Genomic DNA, 13,787 nt, shown 5'->3' with positions numbered 1-13,787 from the left:
TACGGAAACCCGGCCCCAGTGGGGCCGGACGGTGTTACGAGATGCCGGTGGCGGGCCTGCGCTAGATGGGACGCGTGTCGTCGGGGTCCACCGCCCTGCGCTGGGGGGCTTGCAGGATCCAGCCCGCCAGCGGCCACAGCAGGGCCGAGATCACGCTGTTCAGCGCCCACCACCAGCCCGGCCAGGTGCCGTCGAGCCAGCCTCGGATAGAGAATACCGTGAGTTCGGAGACGAAAAAAACCGGCAGCACGTGCAAGGCCTGCAGCCAGGGCGAGAACCACGACAGCCGCCGGTGCATCAGCAGCGCCAGGTAGACCATCAGGGTGTAGGACAGCGCATGCTCGCCCAGGCGGGCCGACCCGTGCACGTCCATCAGGATGCCGAAGACGAAGGCGGTCAGCATGCCCACGCGCCGGGGCTCGTGGACGCTCCAGAATACCAGGCAGATCGCCAGCGCGTCGGGAATGCCGCCCACCTGGCCCCAGGGCAGCAGGTTGAGCAGCCAGGCCAGGAACAGCGTCAGCCAGATGAAGCGGGGCTCGACCGGCAAGAGCAGGTGTTCAGTCGGAACCCGGGAACGCGGCAGTGTCGAGGGAGCTTTCAACGAAGGCCCCCCCCTACGCGCTTACGCGCGCCCCCCAGGGGGCGGCACTGGCGGACCGGCGGAGCCGGATCCGCTGTGCCCTGGATGAGGAAGTGTGCTTTCATCGGCTGGGGGTAGCGCGGGGCGCCATGGATGATGGGGACGACTTGTCCGACTGTTCACTTTTGGAGGATTCGTCCCCCGGCGCGTTGTTAAGTTCCTGCGGCTTGATGGTCTGCAGCACCAGGAAATGCCGGTAGCGCTCCACGCCGGCCACCGGCTTGCACAGGATGCGGGCGAAGCCGGAACTGGCGTCGCGCTCGACCGATTCGACCGTGGCCACGGGCAGGCCCTCGGGATAGATGCCGTCCAGCCCGCTGGTGACCAGGGTGTCGCCCACCTGGATGTCGGCGTCGGACGCCATGAACCGCAGGCCCAGCCGGCCCGGGATCTCGCCGCCGGACGTGATGCCGCGCAAGCCGTTGCGCAGCACCTGGATGGGAATGGACTGCACGCGGTCGGTCAGCAGCGCGACCTCGGAGGTCATGGGCGAGGTGCGCACCACCTGCCCCACCACGCCGCCGTCGTCGATGACCGGCATGCCGGCGATGATGCCGTAGTGGCTGCCCTTGTCGATGATCAGCCGGCGCGAGAACGCGTCGCGCGACTCGTACAGCACCTGTACCAGGACGGCGGGGGCCGGGACGCGTTCGCTGGCGCCCAGCAGCCGGCGCAACTGGGCGTTCTCGGAGGCCAGTTGCGCGGCCTGGGCGGTGGACTGGGCCATCTCGATGCGCTGGCGGCGCATCAGCTCGATTTCCTGCTGTACGCTGCTATTGACCTCGAAGAAATCGGCCACGTAGCGCACGCCGTCCCGGGGCAGCAGCATGACGCGCTGGAACGGGTACAGCACCACGCTGACCGCTTCGCGCAAGGCGTCGAGCGCCCGCATGCGGGTGTCGACCACCAGCATGACCAGGGACAGGAAAACGAAGAACGCCAGCCGGACCAAGGCCGGCGGCCCCTGCTTGAAAAACGACGGTGGACTGTATTGCATGGAGATTGGTCCAGCGTCCGGCGATGCCGGGACAGGTCCCGATGAAAAAAGACCGGGGCGAACCGCTTGTCAGCCGCTTCGCCCCGTCGCGATGGCAACCATGAGGAAAGATTACTCGTTCGTGAAGATGGCGCCCAGTTTGTCCATGCGCTCGAGCGCCTGGCCGCAGCCGCGCACCACGCAGGTCAGCGGGTCCTCGGCCACGATGACGGGCAGGCCGGTTTCTTCCTGCAACAGGCGGTCCAGGTCGCGCAGCAGCGCGCCGCCGCCGGTCAGCATGATGCCCTTCTCGGTGATGTCGGCGCCCAGTTCGGGCGGGGTCTGCTCCAGCGCGATCTTCACGGCCGAGACGATCTGGTTCAGCGGATCGGTCAGGGCCTCGAGGATTTCATTGGAGGAAACGGTGAAGCTGCGAGGGATGCCTTCGGACAGGTTGCGGCCCTTGACTTCCATTTCCTTGACCTCGGACCCGGGGAACGCCGATCCGATGGCCTTCTTGATGAGTTCGGCCGTGGGTTCGCCGATCAGCATGCCGTAGTTGCGGCGGATGTAGTTGACGATGGCCTCGTCGAACTTGTCGCCGCCCACGCGCACCGAACCCTTGTAGACCATGCCGCCCAGCGAGATCACGGCGACCTCGGTGGTGCCGCCGCCGATGTCCACCACCATCGAGCCGCTGGCGTCGGAGACCGACAGGCCGGCGCCGATGGCCGCGGCCATGGGTTCCTCGATCAGGAAGACCTGGCTGGCGCCCGCGCCCAGGGCCGATTCCCGGATCGCCCGGCGCTCGACCTGCGTGGAGCCGCAGGGAACGCAGATGATGATGCGGGGGCTGGGGGCGAACAGGCCCTTGGGGTGGACCATGCGGATGAACTGCTTGAGCATCTGCTCGGTCACGGTGAAGTCGGCGATCACGCCGTCCTTCATGGGACGGATGGCTTCGATGTTGCCGGGCACGCGGCCCAGCATCTGCTTGGCTTCCTTGCCCACCGCCTGGATCGTTTTCTTGCCGCTGGGCCCGCCTTCCTGGCGGATGGCCACCACCGAGGGTTCGTTCAGCACGATGCCCTTGCTGCGGACGTAGATCAGCGTGTTGGCGGTGCCAAGGTCGATCGCCAGATCATTGGAAAAATAACTGCGCAGGAAACTGAACATCGGGAATCTTTTATGAAGAACGGATGCGGGGTGGGCGGGTCCGGTAAACGCGAAATGATAACTTATAATCCTGCTTCAATACCCTGAAACTGCATCAAAGTTCTGCATTATTCTCGATTCTGCGGTCTTCGAAGCAGTGCTACGACCCACCCGGCCCCGAAGCGCGCCAGAGCCCCGTCCGACGCCGTTTCGCCGCCTTTCCATCACACTGCCATGGCGCTTACCGAAACCGACGTCACGCGCATCGCGCGGCTGGCCCGTCTCGAACTTGCGGGCGACACCCAGGCCCGCGTCCTGAAGGACCTGAACGGCATCTTCGGCCTGATCGAGCAATTGCAGGCGGTCGATACCCAGGGCGTGGAACCGCTCACCCATCCCATCTCGGCCATCGAGGACGTGGTCCTGCGCCTGCGCGAGGACGCCGCCACCGAGCCGGCCACCGCCGAATCGCGCGACGCCCTGCTGGCCAACGCCCCGGCCGTCCAGGACGGCCTGTTCCTGGTGCCCAAGGTCATCGAGTAAGCCCATGCCACAACCCCTGCACACCGAATTCGCCGGCATCGCCGAGCTGCGCAAGGCCCTGGACGAGCGCCGGGTCTCGGCCGTCGAACTGGCGCAGAGCGCGCTCGAGGCCATTGCCGCCCGCCACGAACTCAACGCCTTCCTGCACGTGGACCCCGAACTGACGCTGGCCCAGGCCCGCGCCGCCGACGCCGCACTGGCGGGCGGCCAGGCCGGCCAGCTGACCGGCATCCCCATCGCCCACAAGGACGTCTTCGTCACCCGCGGCTGGCGCACCACGGCGGCCAGCGCCATGCTGAAGGACTACGTCAGCCCGTTCGACGCCACCGTGGTCGAACGGCTGGCCGCGGCGGGTGCGGTCACCCTGGGCAAGCTCAACTGCGACGAGTTCGCGATGGGCTCGTCCAACGAGAACTCGGCCTACGGTCCGGTCCTGAACCCCTGGGACACCGCGGCCGTGCCCGGCGGCTCGTCCGGCGGCTCGGCCGCCGCGGTCGCCGCGGGCCTGGCCGTGGGCGCCACCGCCACCGACACCGGCGGCTCGATCCGGCAGCCGGCCTCGCTGTGCGGCGTCAGCGGCATCAAGCCCACCTACGGCACCGTGTCCCGCTACGGCATGATCGCCTACGGCTCCAGCCTGGACCAGGGCGGCCCCATCGCCCGCCACGCGCGCGACCTGCTGGAACTGCTGGATCCCATCACCGGCTTCGACCCGCGCGACTCCACCAGCCTGGAACGCTGCGGCGCCGAACCCAACGCCCCCGGCCGCGTGCGCGCGGCGTTCGACGCATTCGCCGCGCGGGCCCAGGGCGACAAGCCGCTGGCCGGCCTGCGCATCGGCATCCCGCGCGAATTCTTCGGCGCCGGCCTGGCCGACGACGTGCGCATGGCCATCGAGACCGCGCTGCAGCAGTTCGAGGCGCTGGGCGCCCAGCGGGTGGACATTTCCCTGCCGCGCACGGAGCTGTCCATCCCTGCCTACTACGTCATCGCCCCGGCCGAGGCCTCGAGCAACCTCTCGCGCTACGACGGCGTGCGCTACGGCCACCGCGCGGCCGAATACCGCGACCTGGCCGACATGACCAGCCGCTCGCGCGCCGAGGGCTTCGGCCTGGAAGTGCAGCGCCGCATCCTGACCGGCGCCTACGTGCTGTCGCACGGCTACTACGACGCCTACTACCTGCAGGCGCAGAAGGTGCGCCGGCTGGTGGCCGACGATTTCCAGAAGGCGCTGCAGGACCAGTGCGACGTGATCGTCGGCCCCGTGTCCCCCACCGTGGCCTGGAACCTGGGCGAGAAGACGGACGATCCGGTGGCCATGTACCTGGCCGACATCTACACGCTCAGCCTGAACCTGGCGGGCCTGCCCGGGGTGTCCATCCCCTGCGGCTTCGGCCTGGGCCCGGTGCACGGCCAGCGCCCCGTCGGCCTGCAGATCATCGGCAATTATTTCGACGAAGGCCGGTTGCTGGCCGTCGCCGATGTTTTCCAACGAACCACGGATTGGCACACTCGCCGCCCCGGCAGCCTGTGACCTCCGCAGCGGAATGAACGTATGAACTGGGAAGTCGTCATCGGTCTGGAAACGCACGTGCAACTGTCCACGGCATCCAAGATCTTCTCGGGCAGCAGCACCCGCTTCGGGGCCCCGGCCAACATGCAGGCCAACGCCGTGGACCTCGCGCTGCCGGGCACGCTGCCGGTCATGAACCGGGGCGCGGTCGAACGCGCCATCAAGCTGGGCCTGGCGCTGGGCTCGCACGTCGCCCCGCGCTCCATCTTCGCCCGCAAGAACTACTTCTATCCCGACCTGCCCAAGAACTACCAGATCAGCCAGTACGAGATCCCGGTGGTGCAGGGCGGCTCGCTCACCTTCTTCGTGGGCGAGCGGGAAATGACCATCAACCTGACCCGGGCCCACCTGGAAGAGGACGCGGGCAAGTCGCTGCACGACGACTTCGCCGGTCCCCATGGCGAAAAGTCCACCGGCATCGACCTGAACCGCGCCGGCACCCCGCTGCTGGAAGTCGTGTCCGAGCCCGAGATGCGTTCGGCCGAGGAAGCCGTGGCCTACGCCAAGGCGCTGCACGCGCTGGTGGTCTGGCTGGGCATCTGCGACGGCAACATGCAGGAAGGCTCGTTCCGCATCGACGCCAACGTGTCCGTGCGCCCGGTGGGCCAGAAGGAATTCGGCACCCGCACCGAGACCAAGAACGTCAACTCGTTCCGCTTCCTGGAACGCGCCATCCAGTACGAAATCCGGCGCCAGATCGAGCTGATCGAGGACGGCGGCAAGGTGGTGCAGGAAACCCGCCTGTACGACCCCGACCGCGACGAGACCCGCAGCATGCGGTCCAAGGAAGACGCGCACGACTACCGCTACTTCCCCGACCCCGACCTGCCGCCGCTGGTGATCGCGCCGGAATGGATCGAGCGCGTGCGCGCCGACATGCCCGAGCTGCCCGGCGCCAAGCGCGCCCGCTTCGAGGCCGACTACGGCCTGCCCGCCTACGACGCCGCCCAGCTGACCGGCGGCCGCGACACGGCCGACTTCTTCGAGGCCACCGCCAAGGCCCTGCCCGCCGGCCAGGCCAAGCTGGCCGCCAACTGGGTCATGGGCGAACTGGCCGCCGCGCTGAACCGCGAGGAACAGGACATCGCCCAAAGCCCCGTCTCCAGCGCGCAACTGGGCAAGCTGCTGGCACGCATCGCCGACGGCACGATCTCGAACAAGATCGCCCGCGACGTGTTCGCCGCCATCTGGCAGGGCGAGCACGGCGGCGACGCCGATGCCATCATCGAAGCGCGCGGCCTCAAGCAGATCAGCGATACCGGCGCCATCGGCCAGATGATCGACGACGTGCTGGCCGCCAATCCCGCCATCGTGGCCGAATACCGCGCCGGCAAGGAAAAGGCCTTCAATTCGCTGGTCGGCCAGGTGATGAAGGCCGCCAAGGGCAAGGCCAATCCGCAGCAGGTCAACGAACTGCTGAAGCAGAAGCTGGCCTAGGGCCCTCATGGCACTGCGCGAACTCTGGCTGATCCGCCACGGGCAAAGCACGGCCAATGCCGGGGCGGCCACCTCCGAGGTGGGCGCCAGCCCGCTGACAGCGCTGGGGCGCGAACAGGCGCTCCTCGCGGCCAGCCAGATCGATCGCAATCCCGACCTGCTGATCGTCTCGCCCTTCATGCGCGCGCAGGAAACCGCCGCCCCCATCCTGGAAAAATGGCCAGGCACCCCGATGGAGGTCTGGCCCATCCAGGAGTTCACCTACCTGTCGGCCCTCAAGTGCGCGGGCCTGAACGTGCACGAACGCCGGCCCCTGGCCGACGCTTACTGGCAGCGCGCCGACCCCGACTACCGCGACGGCGACGACGCCGAATCATTCTCCGAGTTCGCGGACCGGCTGCGCGCCTTCGACGAACGCGTGCGCACGCTGCCGGGCTTCGTCGTCGCGGTCGGCCACGGCCAGTTCTTCCACGCCTACCAGCTCGCGCTCGCGCGGGGGCTGGAAACCACGCCGCCCTGGATGCGGCGCTTCCGCGAGACCGACCTGGCGGCGCCCATCGAGAACGGGCAGGTCGTGCGGGTGGAACTCACGGCACGCGCCCTGCGTTGATGCGGTGCCCTCGGCGATTGGCCGGATTTCCTGGATAGTCCATCCAGCCCCCGGGGGCTGATCGGATCGGCCCACGCTCCTAAGCTGGAACCCTCGTTTCCATCGCACAGGAGTTTTCCATGGCAGACCATTCGATACGCGGCAAGGTCGCGCTGATCGCCGGCGGCGCGAAGAATCTCGGCGGGCTGATCGCGCGCGATCTGGCCGCGCAGGGTGCCAAGGCCGTCATCGTCCACTACAACAGCCCGGCGTCCAAGGCGGACGCCGACGCCACCGTGGCCGCGGTGCGCGCGGCCGGCGCCGAGTCGGCCGCCCTGCAGGCGGACCTGACGACGGCCGGGGCGGTGGAGAAGCTGTTCGCCGACGCCATCGCCGTGGCCGGGCGGCCGGACATCGCCATCAACACGGTGGGCAAGGTGCTGAAGAAACCCATCGTCGACATCAGCGAGACCGAATACGACGAGATGTCCGCGGTCAACGCCAAGTCGGCGTTCTTCTTCCTGAAGGAAGCCGGCCGCCACGTGAACGACAACGGCAAGGTCGTGACGCTGGTGACCTCGCTGCTGGGCGCGTTCACGCCGTTCTACGCGGCCTACGAGGGCACCAAGGCGCCGGTGGAACACTTCACCCGCGCGGCGGCTAAGGAGTTCGGCCAGCGCGGCATCTCGGTGACCGCGGTCGGCCCGGGACCGATGGATACGCCCTTCTTCTATCCCGCCGAGCAGGCCGAGGCGGTGGCGTACCACAAGACCGCGGCGGCCCTGTCGCCGTTCTCGAAGACCGGGCTGACCGACATCCACGACGTCGTCCCGTTCATCCGGCACCTGGTCAGCGACGGCTGGTGGATCACGGGCCAGACCATCCTCATCAACGGCGGCTACACCACCAAGTAGCGGCATCCTGCTCTATGCTTGGGACATGGATCGTTTCGACCAGTACCGCGTTTTCGTCCAGGTGGCGGAGATGGGCAGTTTCATCCAGGCGGCCCATGCGCTGGAGCTGCCCCGCGCCTCGGTGTCGGCGGCCGTCCAGCAACTGGAAGAGCAGGTCGGGGCCCGCCTCCTGCATCGCACGACCCGGCGTGTCGCCCTGACCGCCGACGGCCAGCAGTTGATCGAACGGATACGGCCGCTGCTGGCCGAGGTCGAGGACATCGACCAGTTGTTCCATGCGCGCGGGAAGCAGTTGGCCGGACGCCTGACGGTGGACGTGCCCAGCCGCATCGCGCGGCGCCTGGTCGTGCCCGCGCTGCCCGGCCTGCTGCAGCGCCATCCCCGCCTGCAACTGCTGCTGCGTTCGGGCGACCGCGCCATCGATCTCGTGCGCGAAGGCGTGGACTGCGCGGTACGCATCGGCACCTTGCACGACAGCAGTCTGGTCGTGCGTCCGCTGGGCGACATCGCGCTGATCAACTGCGCCAGTCCGGCCTACCTGCGCCAGCACGGCGAACCCCGGCACCCCGACGAACTGGCCGGCGGCCATTGGGCCGTGGGCTATGCCTCGGCCACCACGGGGCGCGAGACGGCCTGGGAATACCTGGATGCAGGCGGCGAACCGCGCAGCCGGGACGTGCCCAGCCAGGTGGTGGTGAATAATGCCGAGAACTACATCGCCTGCTGCCGGATGGGCCTGGGGCTGATCCAGATCCCGCGCTTCGACGTGCGGCATCTGCTGGATGCCGGTGAACTGGTCGAGGTCATGCCCGGCCTGCGCCCCGCGCCCATGCCGGTCTCCCTGTTGTATCCCCATCGCCGGCAGCGGTCGCGCCGGCTGGGCGTGTTCGTGGAATGGTTCGAGGCGCTGATGCGGCCGCACCTGGACGCCTGAGCGCGCCGGAGATTCTTCCCGGTTCTCGGGAGATAAGTTTCTTTCATTACGGCGATGGCGCGCATCGCGCCCACAATGTGCCGGCACACGACAAGGAGCCGCGCATGACCATCGAACGCCTGAACGAAAACGCCCACATGAGCAAGATCGTGATCCACGACAACATCGTCTACATGTCGGGACAGGTCGCGGACGATCCGTCGCAGGACTTCGACGGCCAGTTGCGCCAGATCCTGGCCAAGCTCGACGCCCAGCTCGAGGGCATAGGCCTGGACCGCAAGCACATCCTGAGCGCCATGGTCTGGATCGACGACTACAAGAAATGGCCCAAGCTCAACGAGATCTGGGACCAATGGGTGATCGCCGGGCACAAGCCGGTACGCTCCTGCGTGGAGGCCAAGCTGGCCTTTCCCGAATACGAGGTCGAGATCGCCGTGACCGCGGCGCGCAAACTGTAGGCCAACGCCCCCGGGGGCACACGAGGCGCATCATGATCCCGACCCTTATCCGGCGAGCGTCGCTCGCCTTGCTGTTCGCGCTGACGGCTCCGGCGGCCCAGGCCCAGGAGCCCCTGAAGCTGGTGGTGGGCCTGCCCGCCGGCGGCAACTTCGACATCATCGCGCGCCTGCTGGCGGACAAGCTGCGCGTCTCGCTCAACCAGCCGGCCATCGTCGAGAATCGGCCGGGCGCGCAGGCGCGGCTGGCCATCCAGCACGTCAAGGCGGCCGCGCCCGACGGCAACACGCTGGTGGTGGCGCCGGGGGCGACCATCTACCTGTATCCGCACGTGTTCAAGAAGCTGGGCTATGACCCGTTCACCGAACTCGCGCCGGTGGCCAAGCTGCCGACCTGGGAACTGGGGCTGGCCGTGCCGGCCTCGTCCTCGGCGCGCAGCCTGCAGGACTTCCTGGCCTGGGCCAAGGCCCACCCCACGGCGGCCTTCTATGGCACGCCCTCGGCCGGCAGCATCCAGCATTTCCTGGGCGTCTCGCTGTCGCAGACCACCGGCGTGCGGATGGAGCACATCGGCTACAAGGGCGCCGCCGAAGTCATCACCGCGCTGGTCGGCGCGCAGATCCCGGCCGCGATCCTGAACATAGGCGAGATGCTGAACCTGCAGCAGGCCGGCAAGGTCCGCATCCTGGTCACCTTCGGCTCGCAGCGGGCGGCGGAGCTGCCGGAGGTGCCGACGGCGGCGGAACTGGGGCTGCGCATGGGCACGGCCCAGGGCTGGGGCGGCATCTACGCGCCGGCACGCACGCCGGATGCTCGCCTTGCCCAGTTGAACGCGGCCATCGTCCGGGCCTTGAAGGAGCCCGACGTGCGCGCGAAGCTGGCCCAGATGGGCATGACTCCGGTGGACAGCACGCCCCGGCAACTGGACGAACAAGGCCGCCGCGAGCTCGAACAATGGCGCCAGGCGGTGCAAGCCTCGGGCTTCAGCGCTGATTAGAGGTTCCCCCCCTACGCGCTTCGCGCACCCCCCAGGGGGCGATGCGGGCGGACCGGCGGAGCCGGATCCACCGCATCCCGGGTCGAGTGGCGTCTGTCGCATGCGACGGATCGCTCATGGATGGATGGAATGAGGAAGCAAGGATGTTTTCTTTGACTACCCGCTTGGTGCATGGCGCGCCGACCGGCTGTTTGCAGACCGCCCGGGGCTGCTATCCGATCGCGGCATCGGCCCGGGCGCTGGGGCTGGACGCGATGCCGGACGGCATCATCGATCTGTTCCGCGACTGGGCCGCCCACCAGCCGGGGCTGGCGCGCATCGCAGCCGCCGAACGCGAGCTGCATGCACTGGCCGTGCCGGCCGACGCCCCCGAGCTGGCGCCGCTGCAATATCCCGGCAAGGTCCTGTGCGCCGGCGCCAACTACTACGATCATCTGGCCGAGATGAAGGTGCCCGACGCGCACGACAAGTCCGCGCAACGGCTGTTCTTTTTCTTCAAGCCCGCGCGGCAGGCGGTGGTGGGGCCCGGCGCCACCGTGCGCATTCCGCGCGGCTGCCAGTCCTTCGACTGGGAGATCGAACTGGCGCTGGTGATCGGCCGCGAGGCCCGCGCCATCGCGGCCCAGGACTGGCGCGAGCACGTCGCGGCCTATTGCGTGGCGATCGACTTTTCCGCCCGCGACCTGAACCGTGCGCCCGAGACCTTCTACAAGTTCGACTGGGTCGCGGGCAAGGCGCACGACACCAGTTGCCCGCTGGGTCCGCTGGTGCCGGCCGCCTTCGTTCCCGACCCGCACGACCTGGCCATGCGCCTGGACGTCAACGGCGACGTCCGGCAGGACGCGCGCACCTCGGGCATGATCTTCGACATCGGCGAGCAACTGGCGACGCTGTCCCGCATCATGACGCTGGAGCCCGGCGACGTGGTGCTGACCGGCACCCCTGCTGGCGTGGGCGCCGCGCGGCGCAGCTTTCTTGCCGCGGGCGACGTGGTCAGCGCCCGGATCGAGTCCGTCGGCGCCCTGCGGGTGGAGATCCAGCCGCCGCTGGCCTGACGGCAGGCGGGGCGCCGGCTTCCCGCGCCCGCGCCTCCAGCCCCGCGATCTCGTGCACCACGTCCAGGAAATGGCCGACCGCCGGCGAGACCGGGCGATGGGCGTGGGTGATGACGCCCACGGGCGGAATCGTCAGCGGCAGGGCGAAGGGCAGAATGGCGAACAACCCTTGGTCGCGGTAGTAGGCGGCCACGCGTCCCGGCACGACGGCCAGCATGTCCGACTTCTGGATCACGGCCTGGCTGAGCAGCAGCGACGCGGTCTCCACGCGCGGCCGGGGCACCGCCACGCCAGCCTTCACGAACATCTGCTCGAACTGGGGCCGCATGGGCGCGAACTCGGTAGGCAGTATCCACTGCGAGGCGGCCAGTTCGGCCAGATCCAGCCGCCGCCGGCGGGCCCAGGGATGGCCGCTGCGCACCACCACGCAGACGGGCTCGTCATACAGCAATTCGCTCTCGAACGCCGGATCCTGGGTCGCCGCGGTCAGGCGGCCCAGGACCACGTCCAGCTCCTGCCGCGCCAGCGCCGGCAGCAGCACCTCGTTGCTGCCTTCGGTGGCCAGCACCACCACGTCCGGCCAGCGGGCATGCAGGCGGTCCAACGCCGTGCCCAGCAGCACCGACACCGCCGCCGGGAACACCCCCACCCGCACGCGGCCGTGCGCGCCCTCGCGTATCAGCTGGACCTCGGTCAGGGAATCGCCCACGCTGCGCAGGATGCTGCGGGCCCACCGTATGGCCGCGTCGCCGCCCGGCGTGGGCCGCAGGCCGCTGGACGAACGCGTGAACAGCTGCGTGCCGTAGATGTCCTCGGCATCGCGCAGCAGCTTGCTGGCGGCGGGCTGCGTCATGCTCAGGCGCGCGGCGGCCTTGTGGATGCTGCCGGTGTTGTCCAGCACGTCGAGCAGCTCCAGGTGCCGCAGCCGCAGCCGGCCCCGCACGCGGTTGTCCAGCCGGATGTCCATGTTGCTCCCCCTGTCCCCCGTGCGCGGTCCGACGGGCGCGTTCATGCCTCTTCCCCGTACACGGTGCCGCACCAGGACGGCGACGCGCCCAACGCCGCCGACAGGATCCGGCCATGGGCCATCAGGAGGTCCCGGTGGCTTACCGCGTTCGGCTCCACCCGCTGCGCCAGGCCGGACAGCGTCAGCGCCCCCGCGAACGCGTCCTGGTCGCCGAACACCGGCACCGACCAGGACGTGACGAACTGGTGATAAAGGCCGCTGGAATGCGTGGGCAGGTCCTCGGGCAGCGCGATCCGCCCGTCGCCCACGACCCAGACGTGGAAGATCTGCCCGGTGGCGCTGCCGTCGAAGGGCAGCAGGCTGCCGGCGGTAAGCTGGTCGTGCATGCCCTCGTTGGGCTGGATGCGGAACAGGCACAGGCGCTGGCCTTCGCTGGCCACGTAGTAGGACGCGGTTTCCCCGCTTGCCCGCGACAGCTCGCGCAACTGCGGCACGACCACGTCGGCCAGGCGGAAACTTCGCTCGCACACCCGGCCCAGGTACAGTACGCGCGGGCCAAGCGAATAGCGGCCGTCGGCATGGCGCACCACGTAGCGCGTGCGCACCAGCGAGTTCAGCAGGCGGTAGATGGTGGTCTTGTGCAGCGGCAGCCGAGCGGAGAAATCAGCCAGGCTGAGGCGGTCGGCATCCAGCCGGAAACAGTCCAGGATGGCCATGGCCCGCTCCACGGCGGTCACGCCTTCGTTGCTCATGCGGCTTTCCTTGCGTGCGGGGCGGGCTTTCTTGCCTGCATTGTTGTTGTATAGAGTACAACGAAATTGTATGGATTAAAGTCGTATCGAGCGGCCAGCCCGTGCCGCCGTCCTTCCCAGGAGCTCGCATGACATCCGCCTTCGATCATCCCGACTGGCTGGCCTCTTCCCTGCTGGCCGACGTCGGCGCCCACGCGCTGGCCGCGCGCATCAAGCCGCTGGACCCCGCCTGGCGGCTCTGGGGACCCGCGCTGCCGGTATCCGTCCCGCCGGGCGACAACCTCGCCATCCACCACGCGCTGACCCTGACCCGCGCCGGCGAGGTGCTGGTGATCGATGCCCAGGCCTACCTGGAACGCGCCGTCATGGGCGGCATCATGACCACCCAGTCCAAGGCTGCCGGCCTGGCCGGCGTGGTCATCGACGGCGCCATCCGCGACAGCCTGGAACTGGTCGAACTGGGCCTGCCCGTCTTCGCGGCGGGAACGCACCCGGCCGGCCCCTCGAAGAAGGGCGACGGCGGCGTGCTGCACCCGATCGTCTGCGCGGGCGCCCCCGTGCGCGCGGGCGACTGGATCCACGGCGACTGCGACGGCGTCGTGGTCGTGCCGGTGGAACGCAAGGACGAACTGCTGGCCGCCGCGCACGCGAAGTACCTGCGCGAGCAGGAGCGCATGGCCGCCATCGCCCGCGGCGAACTCAAGCCCGCCTGGCTGGACGCGGACCTGGCCCGCGCCGCCATTGCCGTGGCCCCCCGCCAGCGCGCATGACGCGCGCCTACCCGATAACGAACCGG

Annotated in this window: 15 protein-coding genes; 10 read left to right on the top strand and 5 right to left on the bottom strand. The window is 68.8% G+C overall.

Going from position 1 to position 13,787, the window contains the following annotated elements; genetic code table 11:
* Positions 1-61 precede the first annotated feature (61 nt).
* The 3 genes from mreD to EGT29_RS01540 all read right to left on the bottom strand — a co-directional run bounded on the left by mreD (position 62) and on the right by EGT29_RS01540 (position 2,795).
* Positions 62-550 (bottom strand): rod shape-determining protein MreD, encoded by a 489-nt coding sequence (gene mreD / locus EGT29_RS01550; RefSeq protein ID WP_238160263.1) that lies wholly within the window; start codon positions 548-550, stop codon positions 62-64.
* Positions 551-704: 154 nt separating this feature from the next.
* Positions 705-1,640, bottom strand: coding sequence for a rod shape-determining protein MreC (mreC, locus tag EGT29_RS01545; RefSeq protein WP_370282730.1), 936 nt, complete (start codon positions 1,638-1,640; stop codon positions 705-707).
* Positions 1,641-1,751: 111 nt separating this feature from the next.
* Entirely contained in the window at positions 1,752-2,795 is a 1,044-nt protein-coding gene (locus EGT29_RS01540; protein ID WP_087778192.1) for a rod shape-determining protein, read from the bottom strand.
* A gap of 213 nt (positions 2,796-3,008) precedes the next feature.
* On the opposite strand from EGT29_RS01540, the gene gatC reads away from it, so the two are divergent.
* The 9 genes from gatC to EGT29_RS01495 all read left to right on the top strand — a co-directional run bounded on the left by gatC (position 3,009) and on the right by EGT29_RS01495 (position 11,272).
* Positions 3,009-3,317, top strand: a complete 309-nt coding sequence (gatC, locus tag EGT29_RS01535; protein WP_124687376.1) for an Asp-tRNA(Asn)/Glu-tRNA(Gln) amidotransferase subunit GatC — start codon at positions 3,009-3,011, stop codon at positions 3,315-3,317.
* A gap of 4 nt (positions 3,318-3,321) precedes the next feature.
* Positions 3,322-4,851 (top strand): Asp-tRNA(Asn)/Glu-tRNA(Gln) amidotransferase subunit GatA, encoded by a 1,530-nt coding sequence (gatA, locus tag EGT29_RS01530; protein WP_124687375.1) that lies wholly within the window; start codon positions 3,322-3,324, stop codon positions 4,849-4,851.
* A 21-nt stretch (positions 4,852-4,872) separates the two neighbouring features.
* Positions 4,873-6,327: an Asp-tRNA(Asn)/Glu-tRNA(Gln) amidotransferase subunit GatB gene (gatB, locus tag EGT29_RS01525; protein WP_124687374.1), complete on the top strand. Its 1,455-nt coding sequence runs from the start codon at positions 4,873-4,875 to the stop codon at positions 6,325-6,327.
* 7 nt (positions 6,328-6,334) lie between these two features.
* On the top strand, positions 6,335-6,937 hold the full coding sequence (locus EGT29_RS01520) for a histidine phosphatase family protein (RefSeq protein ID WP_124687373.1): 603 nt from the start codon (positions 6,335-6,337) through the stop codon (positions 6,935-6,937).
* Positions 6,938-7,056: 119 nt separating this feature from the next.
* Positions 7,057-7,830, top strand: coding sequence for an SDR family oxidoreductase (locus EGT29_RS01515; protein ID WP_124687372.1), 774 nt, complete (start codon positions 7,057-7,059; stop codon positions 7,828-7,830).
* 25 nt (positions 7,831-7,855) lie between these two features.
* Positions 7,856-8,764 (top strand): LysR family transcriptional regulator, encoded by a 909-nt coding sequence (locus EGT29_RS01510; RefSeq protein WP_124687371.1) that lies wholly within the window; start codon positions 7,856-7,858, stop codon positions 8,762-8,764.
* 104 nt (positions 8,765-8,868) lie between these two features.
* Positions 8,869-9,222 (top strand): RidA family protein, encoded by a 354-nt coding sequence (locus tag EGT29_RS01505; protein ID WP_124687370.1) that lies wholly within the window; start codon positions 8,869-8,871, stop codon positions 9,220-9,222.
* 32 nt (positions 9,223-9,254) lie between these two features.
* Positions 9,255-10,217, top strand: coding sequence for a tripartite tricarboxylate transporter substrate-binding protein (locus EGT29_RS01500; RefSeq protein WP_161567654.1), 963 nt, complete (start codon positions 9,255-9,257; stop codon positions 10,215-10,217).
* A 143-nt stretch (positions 10,218-10,360) separates the two neighbouring features.
* Positions 10,361-11,272: a fumarylacetoacetate hydrolase family protein gene (locus EGT29_RS01495; RefSeq protein ID WP_124687368.1), complete on the top strand. Its 912-nt coding sequence runs from the start codon at positions 10,361-10,363 to the stop codon at positions 11,270-11,272.
* Here EGT29_RS01495 and EGT29_RS01490 read toward each other — a convergent pair.
* Entirely contained in the window at positions 11,211-12,284 is a 1,074-nt protein-coding gene (locus EGT29_RS01490) for a LysR substrate-binding domain-containing protein (protein WP_124687367.1), read from the bottom strand. The two genes, EGT29_RS01495 and EGT29_RS01490, sit on opposite strands and share 62 nt — an antisense overlap.
* Entirely contained in the window at positions 12,281-12,991 is a 711-nt protein-coding gene (locus EGT29_RS01485; RefSeq protein ID WP_124687366.1) for an IclR family transcriptional regulator, read from the bottom strand. Before EGT29_RS01485 ends, EGT29_RS01490 begins: the two co-directional genes overlap by 4 nt.
* 128 nt (positions 12,992-13,119) lie before the next feature.
* Between EGT29_RS01485 and EGT29_RS01480 the strand changes: the two genes are divergently transcribed.
* Positions 13,120-13,761, top strand: a complete 642-nt coding sequence (locus EGT29_RS01480) for an RraA family protein (RefSeq protein ID WP_124687365.1) — start codon at positions 13,120-13,122, stop codon at positions 13,759-13,761.
* Positions 13,762-13,787 lie beyond the last annotated feature (26 nt).

It is taken from the genome of Pigmentiphaga sp. H8 (genome assembly GCF_003854895.1).
Lineage (GTDB): Bacteria > Pseudomonadota > Gammaproteobacteria > Burkholderiales > Burkholderiaceae_B > Pigmentiphaga.
Note: the sequence above shows the minus strand (reverse complement) of the source record. Positions and strands in the feature narration are given on the sequence as shown.

Excerpts from the sequence above, each read along its gene's own strand:
- mreC (WP_370282730.1), bottom strand. The coding sequence starts at position 1,640 with ATGCAATACAGTCCACCGTCGTTTTTCAAGCAGGGGCCGCCGGCCTTG.
- EGT29_RS01540 (WP_087778192.1), bottom strand. The coding sequence starts at position 2,795 with ATGTTCAGTTTCCTGCGCAGTTATTTTTCCAATGATCTGGCGATCGAC.
- gatC (WP_124687376.1), top strand. The coding sequence starts at position 3,009 with ATGGCGCTTACCGAAACCGACGTCACGCGCATCGCGCGGCTGGCCCGT.
- gatA (WP_124687375.1), top strand. The coding sequence starts at position 3,322 with ATGCCACAACCCCTGCACACCGAATTCGCCGGCATCGCCGAGCTGCGC.
- gatB (WP_124687374.1), top strand. The coding sequence starts at position 4,873 with ATGAACTGGGAAGTCGTCATCGGTCTGGAAACGCACGTGCAACTGTCC.
- EGT29_RS01520 (WP_124687373.1), top strand. The coding sequence starts at position 6,335 with ATGGCACTGCGCGAACTCTGGCTGATCCGCCACGGGCAAAGCACGGCC.
- EGT29_RS01515 (WP_124687372.1), top strand. The coding sequence starts at position 7,057 with ATGGCAGACCATTCGATACGCGGCAAGGTCGCGCTGATCGCCGGCGGC.
- EGT29_RS01510 (WP_124687371.1), top strand. The coding sequence starts at position 7,856 with ATGGATCGTTTCGACCAGTACCGCGTTTTCGTCCAGGTGGCGGAGATG.
- EGT29_RS01505 (WP_124687370.1), top strand. The coding sequence starts at position 8,869 with ATGACCATCGAACGCCTGAACGAAAACGCCCACATGAGCAAGATCGTG.
- EGT29_RS01500 (WP_161567654.1), top strand. The coding sequence starts at position 9,255 with ATGATCCCGACCCTTATCCGGCGAGCGTCGCTCGCCTTGCTGTTCGCG.
- EGT29_RS01495 (WP_124687368.1), top strand. The coding sequence starts at position 10,361 with ATGTTTTCTTTGACTACCCGCTTGGTGCATGGCGCGCCGACCGGCTGT.
- EGT29_RS01490 (WP_124687367.1), bottom strand. The coding sequence starts at position 12,284 with ATGAACGCGCCCGTCGGACCGCGCACGGGGGACAGGGGGAGCAACATG.
- EGT29_RS01485 (WP_124687366.1), bottom strand. The coding sequence starts at position 12,991 with ATGAGCAACGAAGGCGTGACCGCCGTGGAGCGGGCCATGGCCATCCTG.
- EGT29_RS01480 (WP_124687365.1), top strand. The coding sequence starts at position 13,120 with ATGACATCCGCCTTCGATCATCCCGACTGGCTGGCCTCTTCCCTGCTG.